Raw genomic sequence first — 19,027 nt, 5'->3', positions numbered from 1 at the left:
AGTGCCACCATGCGTCGCCGATTGCCTTGCCCCCCGGATGTCGTTCCCCTCCCTCCTGCTGGAAGGAGGGGAAAAGCGTCAATAGCCGGCCGCGCGCGCGAGGCGATCGGCGTGGAAGTTCGCGTCGCCGAACAGTTCGGCCAGGACGCGCTGGCGCTTCATGTAGAAGCCGATGTCATATTCATCGGTCATGCCGATGCCGCCGTGCATCTGAATGCCCTCCTGCACGCTGAGCATCGTGGCGAGGCCGGTCATCGCCTTGGCGACCGAGACGGCAGCGTCCGCCTTCTCATCACCGGCGTCGAGCAGCTGCTGTGCCTTCAGCACGGCGGCGCGGGCCACTTCCATCTCGCTGTAGAGATGCGATGCGCGGTGCTGCAGCGCCTGGAAGCTGCCGATCAGCACGCCGAACTGCTTGCGCTCCTTGAGGTAGTTCACCGTCATGTCCATCGCGCCAGCGCCGACACCGAGCATTTCGGCAGCGGCAGCCGCACGGCCCGCGCGCAGCAGGCGATCGAGCGGCGTGCGGCCGGCGTCAACCTCGCCGATCACGGCGTCGGCATCGACCTCGACACCGTCGAACTCGATCCGCGCCGCGAGGCTGGCGTCGGTCAGACGCTCGGCCTTGGCGGTCATGCCAGCGGCATCCTTGGGCACGGCGAACAGCGTGACGCCGTCCTGATCATCGGCCGAGCCGGCCGTGCGCGCGGCGACGATCACCACGTCAGCAACATGGCCGTGGTGGACGAACTGCTTGGCGCCGGTGAGCTTGAAGCCGTTGCCGGCGCGCTCCGCCTTCATGGCAACCGACGAGCGGTGCTTCGCGCCTTCGTCGATCGCGAGCGCGGCAACCGTCTCACCAGCGAGAATGCCGGGGAACCAGCGATCCGCGTGCGGCGTGCCCTTCATCGCCTCGACCGCGGCGACGGCGGTCTGAAGGAAGGGCGAGGGCGACAGGTTGCGACCGATTTCTTCGAGCACGACGCCCGCCTCGACATGGCCGAGGCCAAGGCCGCCCTGTGCCTCGTCGATGAGGATGCCGGTGAAGCCCATGTCGGCGAACTGCTTCCACAGGTCGCGCGAGAAGCCGGTCTGGTCATTGTCGTCGCGCAGCTTGCGCATGTGACTGACGGGGGCGGAATCGGCCACGAAATCGCGCGCGGTGTCGCGCAGCATGGTCTGATCTTCGTTCAGGAAAAGAGGCATCGTTCGTCCCTATTACGCCCCGGCGCGCATGAGCGCCGGAGGAGGTGGGAAGCGGCGGCAGGCCCGTGGCCGCGCCACCCGCTTCCCGTAGATGGTCTGGCGAGCGCGCCCTTCCCGCGAGGGGAAGGGCGACCCGATCACGCGCCCGGCAGCTCCAGGATGCGCTTCGAGATGATGTTGAGCTGCACCTCGCTGGTGCCGCCCTCGATCGAGTTCGCCTTGGTGCGCAGCCAGTCGCGTGCCGGCGCACCGCCGCGCGACCGCTCGCTTTCCCATTCCAGATTGTCCGAGCCGCCCGAGGCCATCAGCAGTTCGTGGCGCGCCTTGTTCAGCTCCGTGCCGTAATATTTCATCATCGACGGCTGGGCGGGGTGCGCGCGACCGGCCTTTAGCTCGTCAATGAAGCGTTCGGACTGGGCGGCGAACGCCTTGGAGCGGACCTCGAACTCGGCGATCTTGGCGCGCAGCAGCGGATCAGCGAGGCGACCGTCATGATCGAGGCCGATGGTGGCGATCGCGCCCTCGATCAGCGGGTTCCTGCCACCGCCGCCGAGGCCCATGTTCGAGATCATCTCACGCTCATGGCCGAGCAGGTATTTCGCGACGTCCCAGCCCTTGTTGAGCTCTCCGACGAGGTTCTCCTTCGGCACCTTCACATTGTCGAAGAAGGTTTCGCAGAAGGGCGAATAGCCGCTGATCAAGAGGATCGGCTTGGTCGAGACGCCGGGCGTCTGCATGTCGAACAGGACGAAGCTGATGCCCTTGTGCTTGTTCGTCTTGTCGGTGCGCACGAGGCAGAAGATCCAGTCCGCGTAATTCGCGTAGCTGGTCCAGATCTTCTGGCCGTTGATGAGGAAGTGATCGCCCTTGTCCTCCGCCGAGGTGGCGAGGCTGGCGAGGTCGGACCCGGCGTTCGGCTCCGAATAGCCCTGGCACCAGCGGATCTCGCCGCGCGCGATCTTGGGCAGATGCTCCTTCTTCTGCTCCTCGGTGCCGTATTTCAGCAGCGCCGGTCCGAGCATCGAAATGCCGAAGGAGGACAGCGGGTTGCGCGCACGGATGCGGGCCATTTCCTCGCGCAGGATCTTGGTTTCGGCCGCCGAGAGGCCGCCGCCGCCATATTCCTTGGGCCAATCGGGCACGGTCCAGCCCTTGGCACCCATGGCGTCCATCCATTGCTTCTGCGCCGGGGTCATGGCGCTTTGGTCGCGGCCACCCCAGACGCTGTCTTTCTCGCTGCGGATCGGCTCGCGCATCTCGGGCGGGCAATTCGCCTCGAGCCACGCGCGCGTCTCGGCGCGGAACTGATCAAGATCGGTCATTCGCTTGCTCCTTCGCGGGTCTTCTCGCGCAGATATTGGATGAGTTCGATGGTGTGGCCTTCCGGATCATCGAGGAAGGCGATGCGCATGCCGGGGAGATCCTCCGGCGGGCGAACGGCAGTGGCACCGGCGGCGATCGCGCGTTCCCAGGCGGCCTGGATGTCGCGGGTCGACAGGCCGAGCGGCCCGTGATTGTCCCCGCGCACCAGCGCGCGGCCGTCGGTGTGATGATAGAGGACGAGGGTGAAGGGATCGTCCGGGAGGCCGATCAGCACCTCTTCCATCCCCGGAAGCGCGATGCGATTGCGCTCCGTGAAGCCGAACGCTTGCGCATAGAAGGTGAGCGCGCGCGGCAGATCCTGCGCGACGAACTTGGTGAAGAGGATGCGGCCGACGGTCATTATGCGGCCCCCGCCGCATCGTGGATGTCGCGCGCCGCGGCGATGGCGGTACGGTCGGCGTAGAGGTCCGCGATCACCTGGACGCCGATCGGCAGCCCGTCCGCATCCTTGCCGATCGGCACGCTGGTGGCGGGCAGCATCGGGAAGGTGGCGAGGCCGGGGAAGACGAACTGGTGGAAGAATTGCGTGTCCTCGCCGTCGATCGAGAGGCGGCGGGTGGCGAGCGGTGTGGGATCGTGCGGGAAGGCCGTCATGCCCACCGTGGGCGCGATCACCGCATCGTAGCGTTCGAACAGACGGCGCCACTGGCGCTGGTTGCGGGCCTGCTCGTCATGGAGGTGAAGCCAGGGTTCGAGCTCGGGCGCGGCCTGCCCCTCGGGACGCGGGGCGCGGCGCGACATGGCGATGTTGAGCATCTGCCAATAGCCGGCGTGCTGGCGTTCGAGATCGGGGAGGAGATCGCTGCTGGTGTCGACGGTGGCGCCGGTTTCCCGCAGCGCGTTTGCGACCCGTTCGAGTGCGGCGATGATCGATTGCTGCACCTTTGCCATCGGATGGCTGGTGAGGAGCAGGAAGCGCCATTTGTCACCGTGGCGGCGGGCAGGGGCGAGCGGGTGATCGGCGACGATGTCGAGCGCGGTTTCGAGATCGTCGGCATCGCGCGCCATCGGACCGAGCACCGACAGGACGGTGCGCGCCCCGTCGGTGCCGGGCATGTAGTGGCCCTCCGTGGGGATGACACCCCAGGTGGTCTTGTGCCCCCAGACGCCGTTGAAGGCGGCGGGCACGCGGATCGAGCCGCCGATGTCGGAGCCGAATTCGAGCGGGACCATGCCGGCGGCGAGCGCGACGGCCGACCCGCCGGACGAGCCGCCCGCGACCCGATCAGGGTTCACCGCATTGTTGGTGCGGCCATAGACGGGATTGTCGGACTGTAGATCCGACAGGGCGGGGGGAACGTTGGTCTTGCCCAGGATGATCGCGCCCGCCGCCTTCAGCCGGCGGACGGTGATGGCGTCTTCCGCCGCAGTGAAATCGCGATGCTCGGCAAAGCCGAAGGTCGTCGGCAGGCCGGCGACGTCATAGCTTTCCTTGATCGTCATCGGCACGCCGAGGAGCGGGCCGTCGAACCCTTGCGCGATGCGCGCGTCGAGCTCGGCCGCCGCGGCGCGGGCGCGATCGAAATCACGCACCACGACGGCGTTGAGCGGGCCGTCGCGCTCCTCGATCCGGGCGATCGCCGCCTCGGTTTCCGCCAGCGCGGTGGTGGCGCGAGAGCGGACCGCGGCGGCGGTTTGCAAAGCGGTGCGTTCAGTCATCGGCCCGTGCTCCTGTGCCCGCCTGCCCGCCGCGCGTGGCAACGCCGGCCCCGGAAGGGGAGCGGCGGCACCACGGCGCGACGGGCAGGGCGGGGCACGTTTCGGTCACTTCAGCGCAGCGCCCGTCTCGGCTGCGGTCTTGAGGCTCTCGGCGACCTTGAAGCCATGCTTTTCAAGGCCTTCGACGATCTTCTTCAGGCCGACTTCATTCTGCGCCCAGAACATCGGGCCGCCGCGATAGACCGGCCAGCCATAGCCCATGATCCAGACCACATCCACGTCGCTCGCGCGCTGCGCCTTGCCCTCTTCGAGGATCAGCGCGCCTTCGTTGACCATCGTGTAGAGCGTGCGCTCGACGATCTCCTGATCGGTGATCTCGCGCTTGGGCAGGTTCGACTTGGCGCGGAACTCCTCGATGATCTCGAGCGCGCGCGGGCTGGGCGTGGCGTTACGCTTCTCGTCGTAATCGTAATAGCCGGCGCCCTTCTTCTGGCCCCAGCGACCCTCGGCGGCGAGCGCGTCGCGGATGCTTTCGATCCGGGTCGGATCGCGATGCCAGCCGATGTCGACGCCGGCGAGATCGGCCATCTGGAACGGGCCCATCGGCATGCCGAATTCGACATGGACCTTGTCGATCTGCTGCGGCGTCGCGCCTTCCATGAGGAGCTTGTTCGCCTCGATCTGACGCGGGCTGAGCATGCGGTTGCCGATGAAGCCGTGGCAGACGCCGGCGACGACGGCGACCTTCTTGATTTTCTTGGCCAGCGCCATGACGGTGGCGAGCACGTCCTTCGCCGTCTTTTCGCCGCGCACCACTTCGAGCAGGCGCATGACGTTGGCCGGCGAGAAGAAGTGCATGCCGACCACGTCCTCGGGACGCTTCGTCACCGCGGCGATCTCGTCGACGTCGAGGTAGCTGGTGTTGGTGGCGAGGATCGCGCCGGGCTTGGCGATGGCGTCGAGCTTGGTGAACAGCTCCTTCTTGACGTCCATATTCTCATACACCGCCTCGATGATGAGATCGCAGTCGGCGAGATCCTCGAGCTTCAGCGTCGGGGTGAGGAGGCCCATCGCCTTCTCCGGCGCGTCGGGCTTGATCCGGCCCTTGGCGGCCGATGCCTCGTAATTCTTGCGCATCACGCCGGTACCGCGGTCGAGCGCTTCCTGCTGCATCTCGACGATGGTGACCGGGATGCCGGCCGACAGGAAGTTCATCGAAATGCCGCCGCCCATCGTGCCGGCGCCGATCACGCCGACCTTGTTGATCGGGCGAAGCGGGGTCTTGGGATCGACGTCGTCGATCTTGGCGGCCTGACGCTCGGCGAAGAACAGGTGGCGCTGCGCCGCGGACTGCGTGCCGGTCATCAGCTTCATGAACTGTTCGCGCTCGAACTTCATGCCCTCATCGAAGGGAAGCTCGCTGGCGGCGACGACGCAGGCGATGTTGGCGGCCGGCGCGTCGAAGCCGCGCATGCGGCGGCCGTGCTTCTTCTTGAACTCCTCGACTGCCTCGGGATCGGGGGCGACCGTCTTGTCGCGGACGCGCGGGATCGGCTTCTTGTCGGCGATCTCGCGGGCGAAGGCGATCGCGTCCGCTTCCAGCGAGTCCTCACCGACGACGCGGTCGACCAGGCCGACCTCGGCCGCCTTCTTGGCCGGGATCGGATCGCCGATCGCGACCATCTCCAGCGCGGCCTTCACGCCGACGATGCGCGGCAGGCGCTGCGTGCCGCCGGCGCCGGGGAGCAGCCCGAGCTTCACCTCAGGAAGGCCCATCACCGCCGAGGGGACGGCAACGCGATAGTGGCAGGCGAGCGCGACTTCGCAGCCGCCGCCTAGCGCGGTGCCGTGGATTGCCGCGACGATCGGCTTCTCGCTCGAATCCATCATGTCGATGACTTCGTGGAGCGACGCGCCCTTGGGCGGCTTGCCGAATTCGGTGATGTCAGCGCCGGCGAAGAAAGTCTTGCCGTCGCAGCGGATCACCATCGCCTTGATCGCGGGATCGTTGATCCCCTGGCTGACGCCTTCCTTCAGCCCGTCGCGCACGGCCGCGCCGAGCGCGTTCACCGGCGGCGAATCGGAGATGATGACAAGAACGTCGTCGTGGCGTTCGAAGCGGACGGGGGAGGTCATTGTGCGTTGGTCTCCAAAAACAGGATGGTCGTTTGGCCGGCGGACTGGCCGGAAGGGTTCGTTACTTGAGCGCCGAGTAGATCATCGTCTTGAGCTCGCGCCGGATGGGATAGATCATGCTGGGCGACAGCTGGGTCATGAAGACCATGGTCAGCCGCTCGACCGGATCGATGAAGAAGGCGGTGGAGAACATGCCACCCCAATAATATTCGCCGACGCTGCCCGGCATCATCGAGCGCGCGGTGTCGATCGTGACTGCGAAGCCGAGGCCAAAGCCGGTGCCGGCATTCTGCGTCTCGCTGAACAGCGAGCGCGACATCAACGAGAGGTCCGCGCCATTGGGCAGATGGTTCTGCGTCATCAGGTCGATCGTTTTGCGACCCAGGATGCGCACCCCGTCGAGCGTCCCGCCGTTGAGGCACATCTGACAGAAACGCTGGTAATCGAGCGCGGTGGAGACGAGCCCGCCGCCGCCCGAAACGAGCGTGAACGGCGTCGACCACATGCTTTCCTCGGCGCGGTCGAACATCACGCGGCCCTTGCCGGGCACCAAGGTATAGCAATCGACCAGACGATCGAGCTTTTCCGAAGGAACGGTGAAGCCGGTGTCGTTCATGCCCAGCGGCTTGAAGATGCGCTGTTCGAAGAACTGCGGCAGCGACATGCCCGACACGCGCTGCACCACCGCGCCGAGCACGTCGGTGGAGACGGAATAGTTCCAGCTGGTCCCGGGCGAGAATTCGAGCGGCAGCTTGCCGAGTTCAGCAACAAAGCCGTCGAGATCGTAATTGCCGTGCCAGTTCTCCAGCTTCAGCTCGCGATGCGCGGCATCGATGTTGGAGCGGTTCTGGAAGCCGTAGGTGAGACCCGAGGTGTGCCGCAGCAGATCGACCATCCGCATCGGTTCTTCGGTCGGGCGGGTCATGAAGGGGACGCCTGCGCCACCACCGGCATAGACGCCCAGCTTCTTGAATTCGGGAAGGACGTGATGGACCGGCGTGTCGAGTGCGACCTTGCATTCCTCCACCAGCATCATGAACGCTACCGAGGTGATCGGTTTCGTCATCGAGGCGATACGGAACAGGCTGCCTTCGTCGATCTGCTTCGCGCCACCCTCTCGCGCCGCCCCCTGCGACGAGAAATGCACGATTTCGCCGTCGCGCGACACGAGCAGCTGGGTGTTCGGGAACTCACCCGAATCGAGGTACCGTTCCTTCAGGAAGGTATCGATCATGCCCAGCCGCTGGCTGTCGAAGCCGTGCTTCTCGGGTGACGCGATCTTCATGGCCCCTCCATACCCCTGTTTCTAATTCTCCTCTCCCTATCGCTTGAGCAGGGCGGGAATCAATCCTAACGTCGCGCAATACCGAAGCGAATTTTACCGTGGGAGAAATTTGTCGTGGCAACGCAACCTCTGGCCGCATCCTGGCCCGCCGTCTCGATCAAAGAGGCAGAGGCGTTGCTGACCGCGCCGGGCACGAAGTTCGAGATGGAAACCGTCACGATCCACGGCATTCCGACGCGGGTGTGGAAGAATGCGCCGCCCCACATGGCCGCGCTGGTGGCGGTATCGCGCGGGCATGGCGAGCGGCTGGCAACGATCTACGAGGATGAGCGCGTCAGCTATGATGCGCAGCACCGCGCCATCGTCGCGCTGGCCGCCGATCTGGCGGCGGGCGGGGTGCGCAAGGGCGACCGGGTGGCGATCGCAATGCGCAACCTGCCCGAATGGATCGTGGCCTTTTTCGCAACCACGGTGCTGGGCGCGATAGCGGTGCCGCTCAACGCGTGGTGGACGGGCGAGGAACTGGTCTATGGCCTGACGGACTCGGGCGCCAAGGTGCTGATCGCCGACGACGAGCGCTGGGAACGTGTGGCGGACCTGCGCGCAGATTATCCCGGCGTTACGCGCATCCTGGTCAGCCGCGCGGCCCAGCCGCTGGAGGGGGCCGAGCGGCTGGAGGACATCATCGGTACGCCGCATGACTGGGCGGCGCTACCGGCGGGTGATCTACCCGATGCCGGCTTGGTACCCGAGGATGAGGCGACCATCCTCTACACCAGCGGCACGACGGGGAAGCCCAAGGGCGCGCTGGGCACGCACCGCAACTTCATGACCAACATCCTGTCGACCGGCTATGCGATGGCGCGCACGGTCCTGCGCCGCGGCGATCCGCTGCCAGAACCGACCCCCAAGGTGGCGTTGACGGTAATCCCGCTGTTCCACGCGACGGCGCTGTCATCCGGACTGATGGGAGCCGTGGCCGCCGGCCATACGATCATTTACATGCGCAAGTTCGAGCCGATCCGCGCGATGGAGATCATCGAGCGCGAAAAGGTGAATTCGACCGGCGGCGTCCCGACGATCGCCTGGCAGTTGCTCGAGCATCCCGAGCGGCACCGCTACGACCTCTCCAGCCTGGAGACGATCGGCTATGGCGGCGCGCCGTCCGCGCCCGAGCTGGTGCGCAAGATCGCCGGCGAGCTAAAGTCGGCGCCCGGCAACGGCTGGGGCATGACCGAAACGACCGCGACGGTGACGACCCATTCGGGTGAGGATTATCTGCAGCGCCCCGAAAGCTGCGGCCCTGCCGTGGCGGTCGCTGACCTGAAGGTGACCGATGCCGAGGGGCGCGAGTTGCCGCCGGGCGAGGTCGGCGAATTGTGGGCGCGGGGGCCGATGATCGTGAAGGGCTATTGGAACAAGCCGGAAGCGACGGCGGCGACCTTCGTCGATGGCTGGGTCCGGACCGGCGACCTCGCGCGGCTTGACGAGGAGGGGTTCTGCTTCATCGTTGACCGCGCCAAGGACATGGTGATCCGCGGCGGCGAGAACATTTATTCGAGCGAGGTGGAGAACGTCCTCTACGATCATCCGGCGGTCACCGATTGCGCGCTGATCGGAATCCCGCACCGCACGCTGGGCGAGGAGCCAGCGGCCGTCGTTCACCTCGCCCCCGGCATGCAGGCGAGCGAGGCGGAGCTGCAGCAATGGGTGCGCGAGCGGCTGGCGGCGTTCAAGGTGCCGGTGGCGATCCATTTCTGTGACGAGATGCTGCCGCGAAACGCCAATGGCAAAATTCTGAAGCGCGACCTGAAAAGCTACTTTGAGGATCGTGTCGCCGCCTGAAGCGTTGCGACCTCGCAACAAAGGGGTATGCAGTGCACACCAAGGATTTTCTGCGTGGCCGGCGCCGCAACGAATTGAGCGCCGACGAACTCGCTGCCCTGGAAAGTGCGGTGGAGCGCGTGGAGCGGTATCCGGCGCGCAAGGTGGTTTCGCGGCGCGGGGAGCGCATGCGGTACAGCACGCTCCTGATCGAGGGGCACATGTGCCGCTTCATGGATGCACGCGACGGGTATCGCCAGCTGCTGTCCTATCAGGTGCCGGGCGATTTTGTCGATCTGCACGGCTACCCGACACGCTGCATCGATCATGACGTGGCGACGATCACCGAGGCGACCGTCGCGCTGGTCCCGCACGAGCGGATCGACGCGATCATGGCGGAACGGCCGCATCTCGGCTTCCTCTTGTGGTTCAGCACGATGCTGGACGCGGCGGCGCATCGTGAGTGGATCTTCCGCATCGGGCGCCTCGACGCCGCCGGGCGGCTCGCGCACTTCATCTGCGAGGCCTATTGCCGCCTTGCCGCGGTCGGACGGGTCCAGGACCAGAGCTTCGACCTTCCATTGACGCAGCAGGACCTGGGCGAGGCGGTCGGGCTGACCAGCGTCCACGTCAATCGCGTGGTGCGACGGTTGCGCGAGGAGGGCTTGGCCGTCGTGGCGCGGGGGCGGGTGCAGATACTCGACATGACGCGGCTGGCGCGGCTGGGCGAGTTCGAGCCGGATTATCTCTACCTCGAGGACGGCCCTTGGGTGAACTAGTGGGGTGTCGCGGGACAATTTGCGGCGACGCGCTCACCCCCATCGCGCTCAATGGTCATTGCCGCAGGTGACCGTTATGGCGAGGCACCGGCAAGCGCGGCGCATTGTCTCGCTTCCTACCAGAGTCGATCGTCATGGCTGATCCCGTTTCCGGTTTCCCGGCGCCCTCGATCGTGCAGGACCAGCCAGCGCCGGCCGCGGCGCCGGCGCCGGAGGACCCGCGCGTCGCCCTCAGGCGCGATCGCTTGCTGGCGGCGTTGACGCTGACCGCAGGTTTCGGGCTGGTGGTGGGGTTGCCCTTTGCGCTGAAGGCGGGGGCCGAGTTCTTCATGCCGACCGCAGTGGCGCTGGTCGTCTCCGTCGCGCTCATCCCGCTGCTGGAGTGGATCGAGGCGCGGCGCGTGCCACCACCGATTGCGGCGCTGTTCTGCGTCCTGCTGTTTTTGGTGGCGGCGAACATCGCGCTGGCGGCGATCGTGGTGCCGGCGATCGACTTCTTCCAGCTGCTGCCCACGCGCATCGATCGCATCCAGAAGAATCTGGAGCCGCTGCTGGACCTGTATTCGAACCTGGAGCGCTATGCGAACCGGACGCTGCAGCGGCTGGCGACGAGCAATGTGCGGCAATCGCCCACGGCCGCGGTGGCGCCGCCCAGCTCGATCCTGGAACTGGCGGCGACCTCGGCGCCCGCGGTCATCATCCAGGTGCTGTATGCCGTCCTGGTGACGTTCTTTTTCCTGTCGGGGTGGACGCGAATCCGCCAGCGGCTGATCACCAATCGCGAAAGCTTTGGCGGCGCGATGGCGACCGCGCGGGTCATCCAGCAGGTGGTGGACGACGTGTCGAGCTATCTGGGCACGATCACCGCGATCAACATCGTGTTGGGCCTCATCACGGCAGGCGCGCTTCATCTGCTCGGCATGCCCTTCCCGTTGATGTGGGGCGGGATCGTCGCGCTGTTCAACTACATCCCTTATTTCGGACCGGTGATCGCGGCGCTGCTGGTCGCCATTGGCGGCCTGATGACCTTTCGCGACGTTGGCACCGCGATGGCGGCGCCGGCGATCATGTATGGCCTGCACCTGATCGAGGCGAACGTCGTCACGCCGCTGGTCGTCGGCCATCGCCTGACCATCAACCCGGTGCTGATCCTCGTCTCGCTGAGCTTCTGGGGATGGGTGTGGGGCACCGTCGGCGCGCTGCTGGCCGTGCCGCTGCTGATCATCATCCAGACGATCCTCAAGGGTGCGGGCAAGCCAGACATCGCAGGCTTCCTCTTTGAACATGGTACATTGGTGCGCCAGCCGCAGAACGGAGTGCGGACGAGCGAAAAAAGTGACGCCGCAGTCGTTGACAGTCCCGCGCCCGTGGCATAGTGGCGCGCCTCCACGCTGATCCAAGCGGGTGTAGCTCAGTTGGTTAGAGTGCCGGCCTGTCACGCCGGAGGGCGCGGGTTCGAGCCCCGTCACTCGCGCCACTCCCTTGCGGAGTTGGTGCAGATCAGTGGGAACTCCGACGACGTTGTCGTTCGTGTGCCGGTTTTTCGGCACCATGGGGTAAGTGCCTCGGGATCGCTCATCGGGCGATGATCGGGGCAGATAAGAGCGGGTGTAGCTCAGTTGGTTAGAGCGCCGGCCTGTCACGCCGGAGGTCGCGGGTTCGAGCCCCGTCACTCGCGCCACCCCATCCCGGGGTGGCGTTTTGTTTTCGATCTTCCTGAAACACCGATCATGGAGCTCTCGCGAGCCGCCAGACACGTCGTTTCGCGCCTGACGCACCGTCTGGCGCGCGCACCGATCCGGCAGGATGACGAGTGCGCGCTGATCGGCTAGTCCGCCTGGCAATGCGGGGCGGGAGGTAAGGCGTAGATGACCGAAACGGTGGCGCGACGCGGCTTTGTCGCGGCAATGAAGCCCTATTTGCGACCACGTCCGGCCGCTGCCTTCCTGCTGGGCATATCCAGCGGCTTTCCGCTGACGCTGCTGCTGGGCACGATGACGTTCTGGCTAGCGAAGGTCGGGATCGACAAGAAGACGATTGGTTTCGCCGTCGGGCTGACCACCCCCTATACGCTGAAATTCCTCTGGGCCCCGCTGATCGATCGCGTCCGCCTGCCGATCCTGACCGGATGGTTCGGCCAGCGCCGGGCATGGCTGTTCGTGGTTCAGGCATTGCTCTTCGCGTCGGTCTGGATGCTGGGCGCGAGCCAGCCCGAACTGCACATCGGCACTTTCGCCTTTTGGGCCATCGTCACCGCGTTCCTGTCGGCGACGCAGGATATCGTCATCGACGCCTATCGCATCGAGATCCTGCCGGACGACGAACTGGCGCACGGCACCGCGGCGAACCAGTTCGGTTATCGCACCGGCAATTTCATCGCCGGCGTGGGGACGATCGCCGTCGCCTCCAGCGAGGGCCTGGGGCTTGGCTGGGCGCTCGGCTATGGACTGACGTCGCTGTGCGTGCTGCCCGGCGCGCTGGCCGCGCTGTGGATCGGCCGCGGGTTGCATGACCAGGTGGTACAGCGCGGCGGGCGCGGCTGGTTCAACGACACGGTGGTCAGCCCCTTCCGCGAATTCTTCCGCCGGCGCGGTGCGCTGCTAATCCTGATGTTCGTGCTGGTCTACAAGCTGGGCGATGCGATGGGGCAGGGCATGCTCAACCCGATGATCGTCGAACTTGGCTTTTCAGACAAGGAGTTCCTGGCGATCAACAAGGTCGTCGGGCTGTGGGGATTGCTGATCGGCACGGCGATTGGCGCACCGTTTCTGGCGTGGCTCGGCATGGGGCGGGCGCTGTTCGTATCGGGCGTGCTGATGATGCTGTCCAACGCGACCTTCGCAATCCTTGCCGCCAAGGGACATTCGCCCACCTGGCTGTTCATCGCGGTGGCGACGGAACAGGTGACGAGCGGCATCGGCCTGACGGTGTTTGCTACCTATCTGTCGGGTCTGGCCAACGTCGCCTACACCGCGACCCAGTTCGCGCTGCTGACCTCCTTCGCGGTGGTCGGGCGTACGTGGCTGTCGACGCCATCGGGCTATGTCGCGGAGGCGTTTGGCTGGGTCGGGTTCTGGATCGTGACGATGATCGTCGCGCTGCCGGGACTGGTGCTGTTGTGGGTTCTGTGGAAGCGCGGCTTCGTGGTCGATACGGCACGGCAGGAGGTTTCCGAAGAGCCGGAGGTCGCCGCAGCCGGGGCATCGCAGCCGGGCTGACCATTGCTCATCAACAGGTGATCGGTCGCCCTTCGTCAGCGAAGGCAGCGGCGACCACCGCTGCGCTGGCGAGGATGCCGTCGACGCGGCGGATGCCGAGCAGGTCAGCCAGCAGGAGGCGGGCATTGTCCGGGTAACGCTCGACGCGCGCGAGGACGTGCATCAGCGCGCTCTCGGCATGGGTCATGCGCGAGCAGCAGCAATGCGTGATGGAGATCGGCCCAGCGGCGGAGGTGGCCAAATCCGCCATCAGCGCGCGCACCAGCATCAGCGGACGGCGAAAGCGTTCGCCGAAGGCGGTGAACATGGCGTGCGCGGCGCGGGCATCCGCGAGGCCGTTCGCCCCCATGCGGCGGATCGCGAACAGCACCAACCGGGCGTTCTCACATGCGGGCAGCGTGTGCGGCAGGACCGACAGGCGCTCTGTGACTGATGACGGCGGTACGGACATGGACATGCTGGCGACTCCTCTGTCGCACTTGTCTATAATCCGCTATTGCAAGTCAATCGCAACTCAAGGCGTCATTGCGGCGCTTCGTCGTTCGCCTCCAGGACGGTGCCAGCGAGATAAAGCGAGCCGGCAATCAGCATGCGGTCCGCGACGGGCAGGTCTGCAGCAACGCGAAAGGCATGCCGGATATCGTTAGCCACAAGGCCGGTTGTGGCCCCTAGTGCCGTTGCCTGCCTAGCGAGGGCGGCGGGGTCGTGGCAGGCGTGCCCCGGGACCGGCAGCGCAATGATGCTGACCGACCGCGCCATGCCGATCATGTGCCGAAGGATCGCGCCAGCATCCTTGTTTGCCAGAACACCCAGGATGATGGTGGTCGCCGCCTTATGGGGCCAGTCCGTAGCGATGGCAGCGGCGGCCGATTCGTTGTGCGCGCCGTCCAGCCACACGCCATCGGTGGGCTGACGAGGAAGAAGGTCGAGCAACGGGCCATGTTCCAGTCGCTGCATCCGCGCCGGCCAGCGCGCTGCGCGGATCCCGGCGGCGAGCGCGGCTTGCGGAATGTCGATCAATGATTGGTGGCGCAGCATGGCGACGGCGAGCGCGGCATTGTCGCACTGATGCTGGCCGGCGAGCGTCGGCAGTGGCAGCTGCAGCACGCCTTGTGCGTCCCGATAGAGGATGGCGAAGCCGTCGTGGGTTGCCTGCCATTTGTCGGCTCGCGCCGCCAACGGTGCGCCGCGGCTGGCAGCGACACTTGCGATCGCCTCAGCAGCGATTGGCGGGTAATGCTGCGTCACCAATGGCACGTCGGGCTTGGCGATGCCGGCCTTCTCGAACGCGATGCGGGCTATCGGCTCGATCGGTGTGCCCGCCTCTTCGGCGAGCAGGAACGCCTCGTGATCAATCCCGAGGCCGGCGATGCCGCAGACAAGCGGGTGGATGACGTTGGTTGCGTCGAGCCGGCCACCGAGGCCCACCTCGATGATGCAGGCGTCGGCCGGAGAACGGGAGAATTGCAGGAAGGCCGCGGCGGTCGTCACCTCGAAGAAGCTGGCGCCGACATCGCCGGCACGATCGAGCACTTCGGCCAGCAGCGGTGCCAATGTCGCGTCGTCGATCAGCCGCCCGGCGACCCGAATCCGTTCGTTGAAGCGGACCAGATGGGGGCTGGAATAGACGTGGACGCACTTTCCCGCGGCCTCCAGCGCGGCGCGAAGAAAGGCGCAGGTCGACCCCTTGCCGTTGGTGCCAGCGACATGGAACGTGGGCGGCAGGTGGAGGTGCGGGTTGCCGAGCCGCGCCAAAAGCTCGGTGATTCGCGACAGGCCGAGCACATCCGCCCCGGGCGACAGCGACCACAGCCGGTCGAGCTGCAATTGTACGGCCGGGTCGCGGGAATGTGCGTGATCGGGCATCGTCGTTCCGCCTTCGGCGTCGCTGAATGAACCGCGCGACACGGGCCGAGCAGCCAATGACGCCGGGCCGGCATGGCCGCCGCGCCGGTGGCGCGAGCGGCAATGGCGGAACGATCAGGCGGCCTGCCGCTCCGCGCAGAGGTAGCCGATGATCGTGGCGAGGCGATCGCGCAGTTCCTTGCGATGCACGACCATGTCGATCAGCCCGTGTTCGAGGTAATATTCGCTGGTCTGGAAATCGTCCGGCAGCTTTTCACGAATGGTATTCTCGATCACGCGGCGGCCGGTGAAGGCGAGCGTCGCGCGCGGCTCGGCGATGTGCACGTCGCCCAGCATCGCATAGGCGGCCATCACGCCGCCAGACGTCGGATCGGTGAGCACGACGATATAGGGCAGCCCCGCATCGTGGAGCATCTGGATCGCCACCGTGCTGCGCGGCATCTGCATGAGGCTAAGGATGCCTTCCTGCATGCGCGCGCCGCCGCTGGCAGTGAAGACGACATAGGGCGCCTTGTCGGCGATCGCCGTCTCGACACCCTGGATGAACGCCTCACCCACGGCCTGGCCCATTGAGCCGCCCATGAAGGCGAAATCCTGCACGCCGATCACGACGGGGCGACCATGGATGGTGCCGCGCGCGTTGAGGAAGGCGTCCTGCTCGCCCGTGTCGGCCCGCGCCGTCTTGAGACGATCGACGTATCGCTTGGAATCGCGGAACTTCAGCGGATCCTCCGGCGCCGGCGGCGGGGCGAGCACGTCTGCGCTGCCCTCGTCCAGCAGCTGCTTGAACCGTGCCGACGGGCCGATGCGGCCATGGTGGTCGCAGCTGGGGCAGACCGACAGGTTCTCCTCGAACTCCTTGGTGAACACCATCGTCCCGCATCCCTTGCACTTGTGCCAGAGATTGTCGGGGGTCTCTTTCGTTGCCGGAACAACGAAGGACAAAGCGTTACGAACGCTGGACAACCAGCTCATGCAAATTCCTTCCGTGCGGCGCGGATCGCCACCGCCAAAGTCTCAACATAGGTGCGGATCGCCGCCGGCGCATCAGCGTCGAAGCGTTCGACCAGTTCCACGATCGCGGAGCCGACGACGACGCCATCAGCAACGCGGGCGATAGCCTTCGCCTGATCCGGCGTGCGCACGCCGAAGCCGACCGCGATCGGCAGATCAGTCGCGCGTTTCAGCCGCGCAACGGATTCCTCGATCGACGCCTGGGCGGCCTGCTGCAATCCGGTGATCCCTGCCACCGACACATAATAGACGAAGCCGGAGGCGCCTTCCAGAACGGTGGGGAGCCGCGCATCGTCGGTGGTGGGCGTCGCCAGCCTGACGAGGTCGATCCCGGCGCTGCGCAGCGCCGGTCCGAGTGCGTCGTCCTCTTCCGGCGGAACGTCGACGCAGATCACGCCGTCGACCCCGGCGTCGCGCGCTGCGGCGGCGAACCAGTCAGCGCCGCGGCGGAGCATCGGATTGGCGTAACCCATCAGCACCAGCGGTACGTCCGGGTGCCGGTCACGAAAATCCTTTGCAATCTGCAGGATGGAAGCGGTTGTTGTGCCGCTCCCAAGGCTGCGGATGTTGGCCGCCTGGATCGCAGGGCCGTCCGCCATCGGATCGGTGAAGGGCATGCCAAGTTCGATGACGTCGGCACCGCCGGCCACCAGCGCGTCGAGCACGGCCGGCGTATCGCCGTCGCCGGCGGTGATGAAGGTGACCAGCGCGGCACGGTCGTTCGGGAAAGCCGCCGTCAGACGCGCGCTCATATTGCCACCCCCAATGCATGGGCGACGGTGAAGATGTCCTTGTCGCCGCGCCCGCAGAGATTGGCGAGGATGATCTGATCGTCGCGCATTTCCCGTGCCTTGCGCGCTACTGCTGCAATCGCATGGGATGGCTCCAGCGCGGGGATGATTCCCTCCGTCCGGCATAGAAGCTGGAAGGCGTCGAGCGCCTCCTCATCGGTGACGGCGGTATAGTCGACGCGGCCGATGTCCTTCAGCCAGGCGTGCTCGGGCCCGATGCCGGGATAGTCGAGCCCGGCCGAGATCGAATGGGCCTCGGCAATTTGGCCGTCCTCGTCCTGGAGCAAATAGGTCTTGTTGCCGTGGAGGATGCCCGGAAAACCACCCGCAAGGCTGGCGGCGTGCTTCTTTTCCAGCCCCTCGCCAGCTGCCTCGACCCCGAGCATGCCGACCTCGGCATCATCGAGGAACGGGTGGAACAGGCCAATGGCATTGGACCCTCCGCCGATCGCGGCGACCAGCAGGTCGGGCAGGCGGCTGGTGCGTGCCAGCATCTGCGCCCGCGCCTCACGCCCAATGACGCTCTGGAAGTCGCGGACGAGCTCGGGATAGGGATGCGGGCCGGCCGCGGTGCCGATGATGTAGAAGGTGTCGTGGATGTTCGCGACCCAGTCGCGCATCGCTTCGTTCATCGCATCCTTGAGCGTGTTCGCCCCCGACATGACGGCGCGGACCTCAGCCCCCAGCAGCTTCATCCGGAACACGTTCGGCTGCTGCCGCTCGACGTCCTTGGCGCCCATGTAGATGACGCAGGGCAGGCCGAAGCGGGCGCAGACCGTGGCGGTCGCAACGCCGTGCTGGCCGGCACCGGTCTCCGCAATGATGCGCGTCTTGCCCATCCGGATGGCGAGCAGGATCTGACCAATACAATTGTTAATCTTGTGCGCGCCGGTATGGTTCAGCTCGTCGCGCTTGAACCAGATCTGCGCGCCCATGCCAGGGTCCGCATTCTCGCGCAGCGCGTCCGTCAGGCGTTCCGCATAATAAAGCGGGGAGGGGCGTCCGACATAATGCTCCAGCAGGTCGTCGAACTGCGCCTGGAACGCCGGATCTCCCTTTGCGGCGCGATATTCCCGCTCCAGCTCAAGGATCAGCGGCATCAGCGTCTCGGCAACATAACGGCCGCCATAGTCGCCGAAGTGACCGCGATCGTCGGGCTGAGCACGGAAGGTGTTTGGTGCATTCATGATGCGGCGACCGCTTGCAGGAACGCGGCTATCTTGTCCACGTTCTTCACGCCCGGGGCGGTTTCGAGGCCGGAGGAAGCGTCGACCAGCGCCGCGCCGGTGCGGCGTGCCGCCTCCGCGACGTTGCTGGCATCGAGCCCGCCCGAAAGCGCCCATGCGGTCGGATGACGAAAGCCGTCGAGCAACGCCCAGTCGAACCGGACACCCATGCCGCCGGGCAGTGCGCCCTCGGGCGTCTTGGCGTCGTAGAGGATCCGGTCGGCAGCACCCGCCAGCGATCGCGCCGATTCGAGATCGCCCCGGGTCTTCACGGGGAGGGCGGCCCATGTCTCCAGCCCGGTTGCCGTGCGAAGCTGCGCAATGCGTTGCGGCGAGGTCTTGTGAAGCTGGATGATCGTTAGTCGCGCCGCCGTCACCGCGCCCGCGACGAGATCATCGTCGGGATCGACGAACACGCCGACACGCGCCACGTGAGACGGCACGCGGGCGGCGAGCGCCCCGGCGTGCTCAAAGGCGAGATGACGCGGCGACGGGGGATAGAATACGAAGCCGAGGTGGCTTGCGCCCCCTGCGACGGACGCATCGAGCGCCTGGATCGTGGATAGCCCGCATATCTTGGCGGTGGTCATTGCATCTCCGGCAGGAACGCGATGAAGGGAAGATGGCGCGGGAATGACAT

Annotated in this window: 16 protein-coding genes and 2 tRNA genes; 6 read left to right on the top strand and 12 right to left on the bottom strand. The window is 66.2% G+C overall.

All coding sequences use genetic code 11. The features are described 5' to 3' along the window. Positions 1-78 precede the first annotated feature (78 nt). The 6 genes from L8F96_RS00580 to L8F96_RS00555 all read right to left on the bottom strand — a co-directional run bounded on the left by L8F96_RS00580 (position 79) and on the right by L8F96_RS00555 (position 7,669). On the bottom strand, positions 79-1,206 hold the full coding sequence (locus L8F96_RS00580) for an acyl-CoA dehydrogenase family protein (RefSeq protein ID WP_046410323.1): 1,128 nt from the start codon (positions 1,204-1,206) through the stop codon (positions 79-81). Positions 1,207-1,343: 137 nt separating this feature from the next. Continuing rightward, positions 1,344-2,528, bottom strand: a complete 1,185-nt coding sequence (locus L8F96_RS00575) for an acyl-CoA dehydrogenase family protein (protein WP_046410324.1) — start codon at positions 2,526-2,528, stop codon at positions 1,344-1,346. Further along, the gene (locus tag L8F96_RS00570; protein WP_334654521.1) at positions 2,525-2,929 is read right to left on the bottom strand and encodes a VOC family protein; all 405 of its coding nucleotides are present in this window, start codon (positions 2,927-2,929) and stop codon (positions 2,525-2,527) included. Before L8F96_RS00570 ends, L8F96_RS00575 begins: the two co-directional genes overlap by 4 nt. Beyond that, positions 2,929-4,248 carry an amidase family protein gene (locus L8F96_RS00565; protein ID WP_145118885.1) on the bottom strand — a complete coding sequence of 440 codons (1,320 nt, stop codon included), beginning with the start codon at positions 4,246-4,248 and terminating at the stop codon, positions 2,929-2,931. Before L8F96_RS00565 ends, L8F96_RS00570 begins: the two co-directional genes overlap by 1 nt. Before the next feature lie 105 nt (positions 4,249-4,353). Beyond that, positions 4,354-6,384 carry a 3-hydroxyacyl-CoA dehydrogenase NAD-binding domain-containing protein gene (locus L8F96_RS00560; protein WP_334654520.1) on the bottom strand — a complete coding sequence of 677 codons (2,031 nt, stop codon included), beginning with the start codon at positions 6,382-6,384 and terminating at the stop codon, positions 4,354-4,356. A 61-nt stretch (positions 6,385-6,445) separates the two neighbouring features. Then, positions 6,446-7,669, bottom strand: a complete 1,224-nt coding sequence (locus L8F96_RS00555; protein ID WP_334654518.1) for a serine hydrolase domain-containing protein — start codon at positions 7,667-7,669, stop codon at positions 6,446-6,448. Positions 7,670-7,783: 114 nt separating this feature from the next. On the opposite strand from L8F96_RS00555, the gene L8F96_RS00550 reads away from it, so the two are divergent. From L8F96_RS00550 to L8F96_RS00525, 6 genes are all read left to right on the top strand, one after another. Then, a complete protein-coding gene (locus L8F96_RS00550; RefSeq protein WP_334654516.1) occupies positions 7,784-9,514 on the top strand; it encodes a class I adenylate-forming enzyme family protein in 1,731 nt (576 codons plus the stop codon). Positions 9,515-9,546: 32 nt separating this feature from the next. Further along, positions 9,547-10,272 (top strand): Crp/Fnr family transcriptional regulator, encoded by a 726-nt coding sequence (locus L8F96_RS00545; protein ID WP_046410329.1) that lies wholly within the window; start codon positions 9,547-9,549, stop codon positions 10,270-10,272. Positions 10,273-10,406: 134 nt separating this feature from the next. Further along, entirely contained in the window at positions 10,407-11,648 is a 1,242-nt protein-coding gene (locus tag L8F96_RS00540; protein ID WP_125944547.1) for an AI-2E family transporter, read from the top strand. A 24-nt stretch (positions 11,649-11,672) separates the two neighbouring features. After that, positions 11,673-11,749: transfer RNA gene (locus tag L8F96_RS00535), tRNA-Asp, on the top strand. Between the two features lie 127 nt (positions 11,750-11,876). Continuing rightward, positions 11,877-11,953, top strand: a tRNA-Asp gene (locus L8F96_RS00530). A 187-nt stretch (positions 11,954-12,140) separates the two neighbouring features. Further along, a complete protein-coding gene (locus L8F96_RS00525) occupies positions 12,141-13,490 on the top strand; it encodes an AmpG family muropeptide MFS transporter (protein ID WP_125944548.1) in 1,350 nt (449 codons plus the stop codon). A 10-nt stretch (positions 13,491-13,500) separates the two neighbouring features. Here the strand turns inward: L8F96_RS00525 and L8F96_RS00520 are convergent, their stop codons facing one another. The 6 genes from L8F96_RS00520 to L8F96_RS00495 all read right to left on the bottom strand — a co-directional run bounded on the left by L8F96_RS00520 (position 13,501) and on the right by L8F96_RS00495 (position 18,977). Beyond that, positions 13,501-13,947, bottom strand: a complete 447-nt coding sequence (locus L8F96_RS00520) for a DUF6628 family protein (RefSeq protein WP_334654511.1) — start codon at positions 13,945-13,947, stop codon at positions 13,501-13,503. A gap of 65 nt (positions 13,948-14,012) precedes the next feature. Then, positions 14,013-15,356: a bifunctional folylpolyglutamate synthase/dihydrofolate synthase gene (locus L8F96_RS00515; RefSeq protein WP_334654509.1), complete on the bottom strand. Its 1,344-nt coding sequence runs from the start codon at positions 15,354-15,356 to the stop codon at positions 14,013-14,015. 114 nt (positions 15,357-15,470) lie between these two features. After that, positions 15,471-16,331 (bottom strand): acetyl-CoA carboxylase, carboxyltransferase subunit beta, encoded by an 861-nt coding sequence (gene accD / locus L8F96_RS00510; RefSeq protein WP_145118893.1) that lies wholly within the window; start codon positions 16,329-16,331, stop codon positions 15,471-15,473. Beyond that, the gene (gene trpA / locus L8F96_RS00505) at positions 16,328-17,122 is read right to left on the bottom strand and encodes a tryptophan synthase subunit alpha (protein WP_145118895.1); all 795 of its coding nucleotides are present in this window, start codon (positions 17,120-17,122) and stop codon (positions 16,328-16,330) included. Before trpA ends, accD begins: the two co-directional genes overlap by 4 nt. After that, a complete protein-coding gene (gene trpB, locus L8F96_RS00500) occupies positions 17,119-18,348 on the bottom strand; it encodes a tryptophan synthase subunit beta (protein ID WP_145118897.1) in 1,230 nt (409 codons plus the stop codon). Before trpB ends, trpA begins: the two co-directional genes overlap by 4 nt. Further along, positions 18,345-18,977: a phosphoribosylanthranilate isomerase gene (locus L8F96_RS00495; RefSeq protein ID WP_334654504.1), complete on the bottom strand. Its 633-nt coding sequence runs from the start codon at positions 18,975-18,977 to the stop codon at positions 18,345-18,347. The genes trpB and L8F96_RS00495 overlap by 4 nt, the downstream gene beginning before the upstream one ends. Positions 18,978-19,027 lie beyond the last annotated feature (50 nt).

The organism is Sphingomonas panaciterrae (assembly GCF_036890205.1).
GTDB classification, from domain to species: domain Bacteria; phylum Pseudomonadota; class Alphaproteobacteria; order Sphingomonadales; family Sphingomonadaceae; genus Sphingomonas; species Sphingomonas panaciterrae.
The sequence above is the reverse complement of the archived record's forward strand: the minus strand, read 5'-3'. Positions and strand labels throughout refer to the sequence as shown.

What these genes read in the sequence shown, in the direction of transcription:
- L8F96_RS00580 (WP_046410323.1), bottom strand. Translation starts at nt 1,206, where the DNA reads ATGCCTCTTTTCCTGAACGAAGATCAGACCATGCTGCGCGACACCGCG.
- L8F96_RS00575 (WP_046410324.1), bottom strand. Translation starts at nt 2,528, where the DNA reads ATGACCGATCTTGATCAGTTCCGCGCCGAGACGCGCGCGTGGCTCGAG.
- L8F96_RS00570 (WP_334654521.1), bottom strand. Translation starts at nt 2,929, where the DNA reads ATGACCGTCGGCCGCATCCTCTTCACCAAGTTCGTCGCGCAGGATCTG.
- L8F96_RS00565 (WP_145118885.1), bottom strand. Translation starts at nt 4,248, where the DNA reads ATGACTGAACGCACCGCTTTGCAAACCGCCGCCGCGGTCCGCTCTCGC.
- L8F96_RS00560 (WP_334654520.1), bottom strand. Translation starts at nt 6,384, where the DNA reads ATGACCTCCCCCGTCCGCTTCGAACGCCACGACGACGTTCTTGTCATC.
- L8F96_RS00555 (WP_334654518.1), bottom strand. Translation starts at nt 7,669, where the DNA reads ATGAAGATCGCGTCACCCGAGAAGCACGGCTTCGACAGCCAGCGGCTG.
- L8F96_RS00540 (WP_125944547.1), top strand. Translation starts at nt 10,407, where the DNA reads ATGGCTGATCCCGTTTCCGGTTTCCCGGCGCCCTCGATCGTGCAGGAC.
- L8F96_RS00525 (WP_125944548.1), top strand. Translation starts at nt 12,141, where the DNA reads ATGACCGAAACGGTGGCGCGACGCGGCTTTGTCGCGGCAATGAAGCCC.
- L8F96_RS00520 (WP_334654511.1), bottom strand. Translation starts at nt 13,947, where the DNA reads ATGTCCATGTCCGTACCGCCGTCATCAGTCACAGAGCGCCTGTCGGTC.
- L8F96_RS00515 (WP_334654509.1), bottom strand. Translation starts at nt 15,356, where the DNA reads ATGCCCGATCACGCACATTCCCGCGACCCGGCCGTACAATTGCAGCTC.
- accD (WP_145118893.1), bottom strand. Translation starts at nt 16,331, where the DNA reads ATGAGCTGGTTGTCCAGCGTTCGTAACGCTTTGTCCTTCGTTGTTCCG.
- trpA (WP_145118895.1), bottom strand. Translation starts at nt 17,122, where the DNA reads ATGAGCGCGCGTCTGACGGCGGCTTTCCCGAACGACCGTGCCGCGCTG.
- trpB (WP_145118897.1), bottom strand. Translation starts at nt 18,348, where the DNA reads ATGAATGCACCAAACACCTTCCGTGCTCAGCCCGACGATCGCGGTCAC.
- L8F96_RS00495 (WP_334654504.1), bottom strand. Translation starts at nt 18,977, where the DNA reads ATGACCACCGCCAAGATATGCGGGCTATCCACGATCCAGGCGCTCGAT.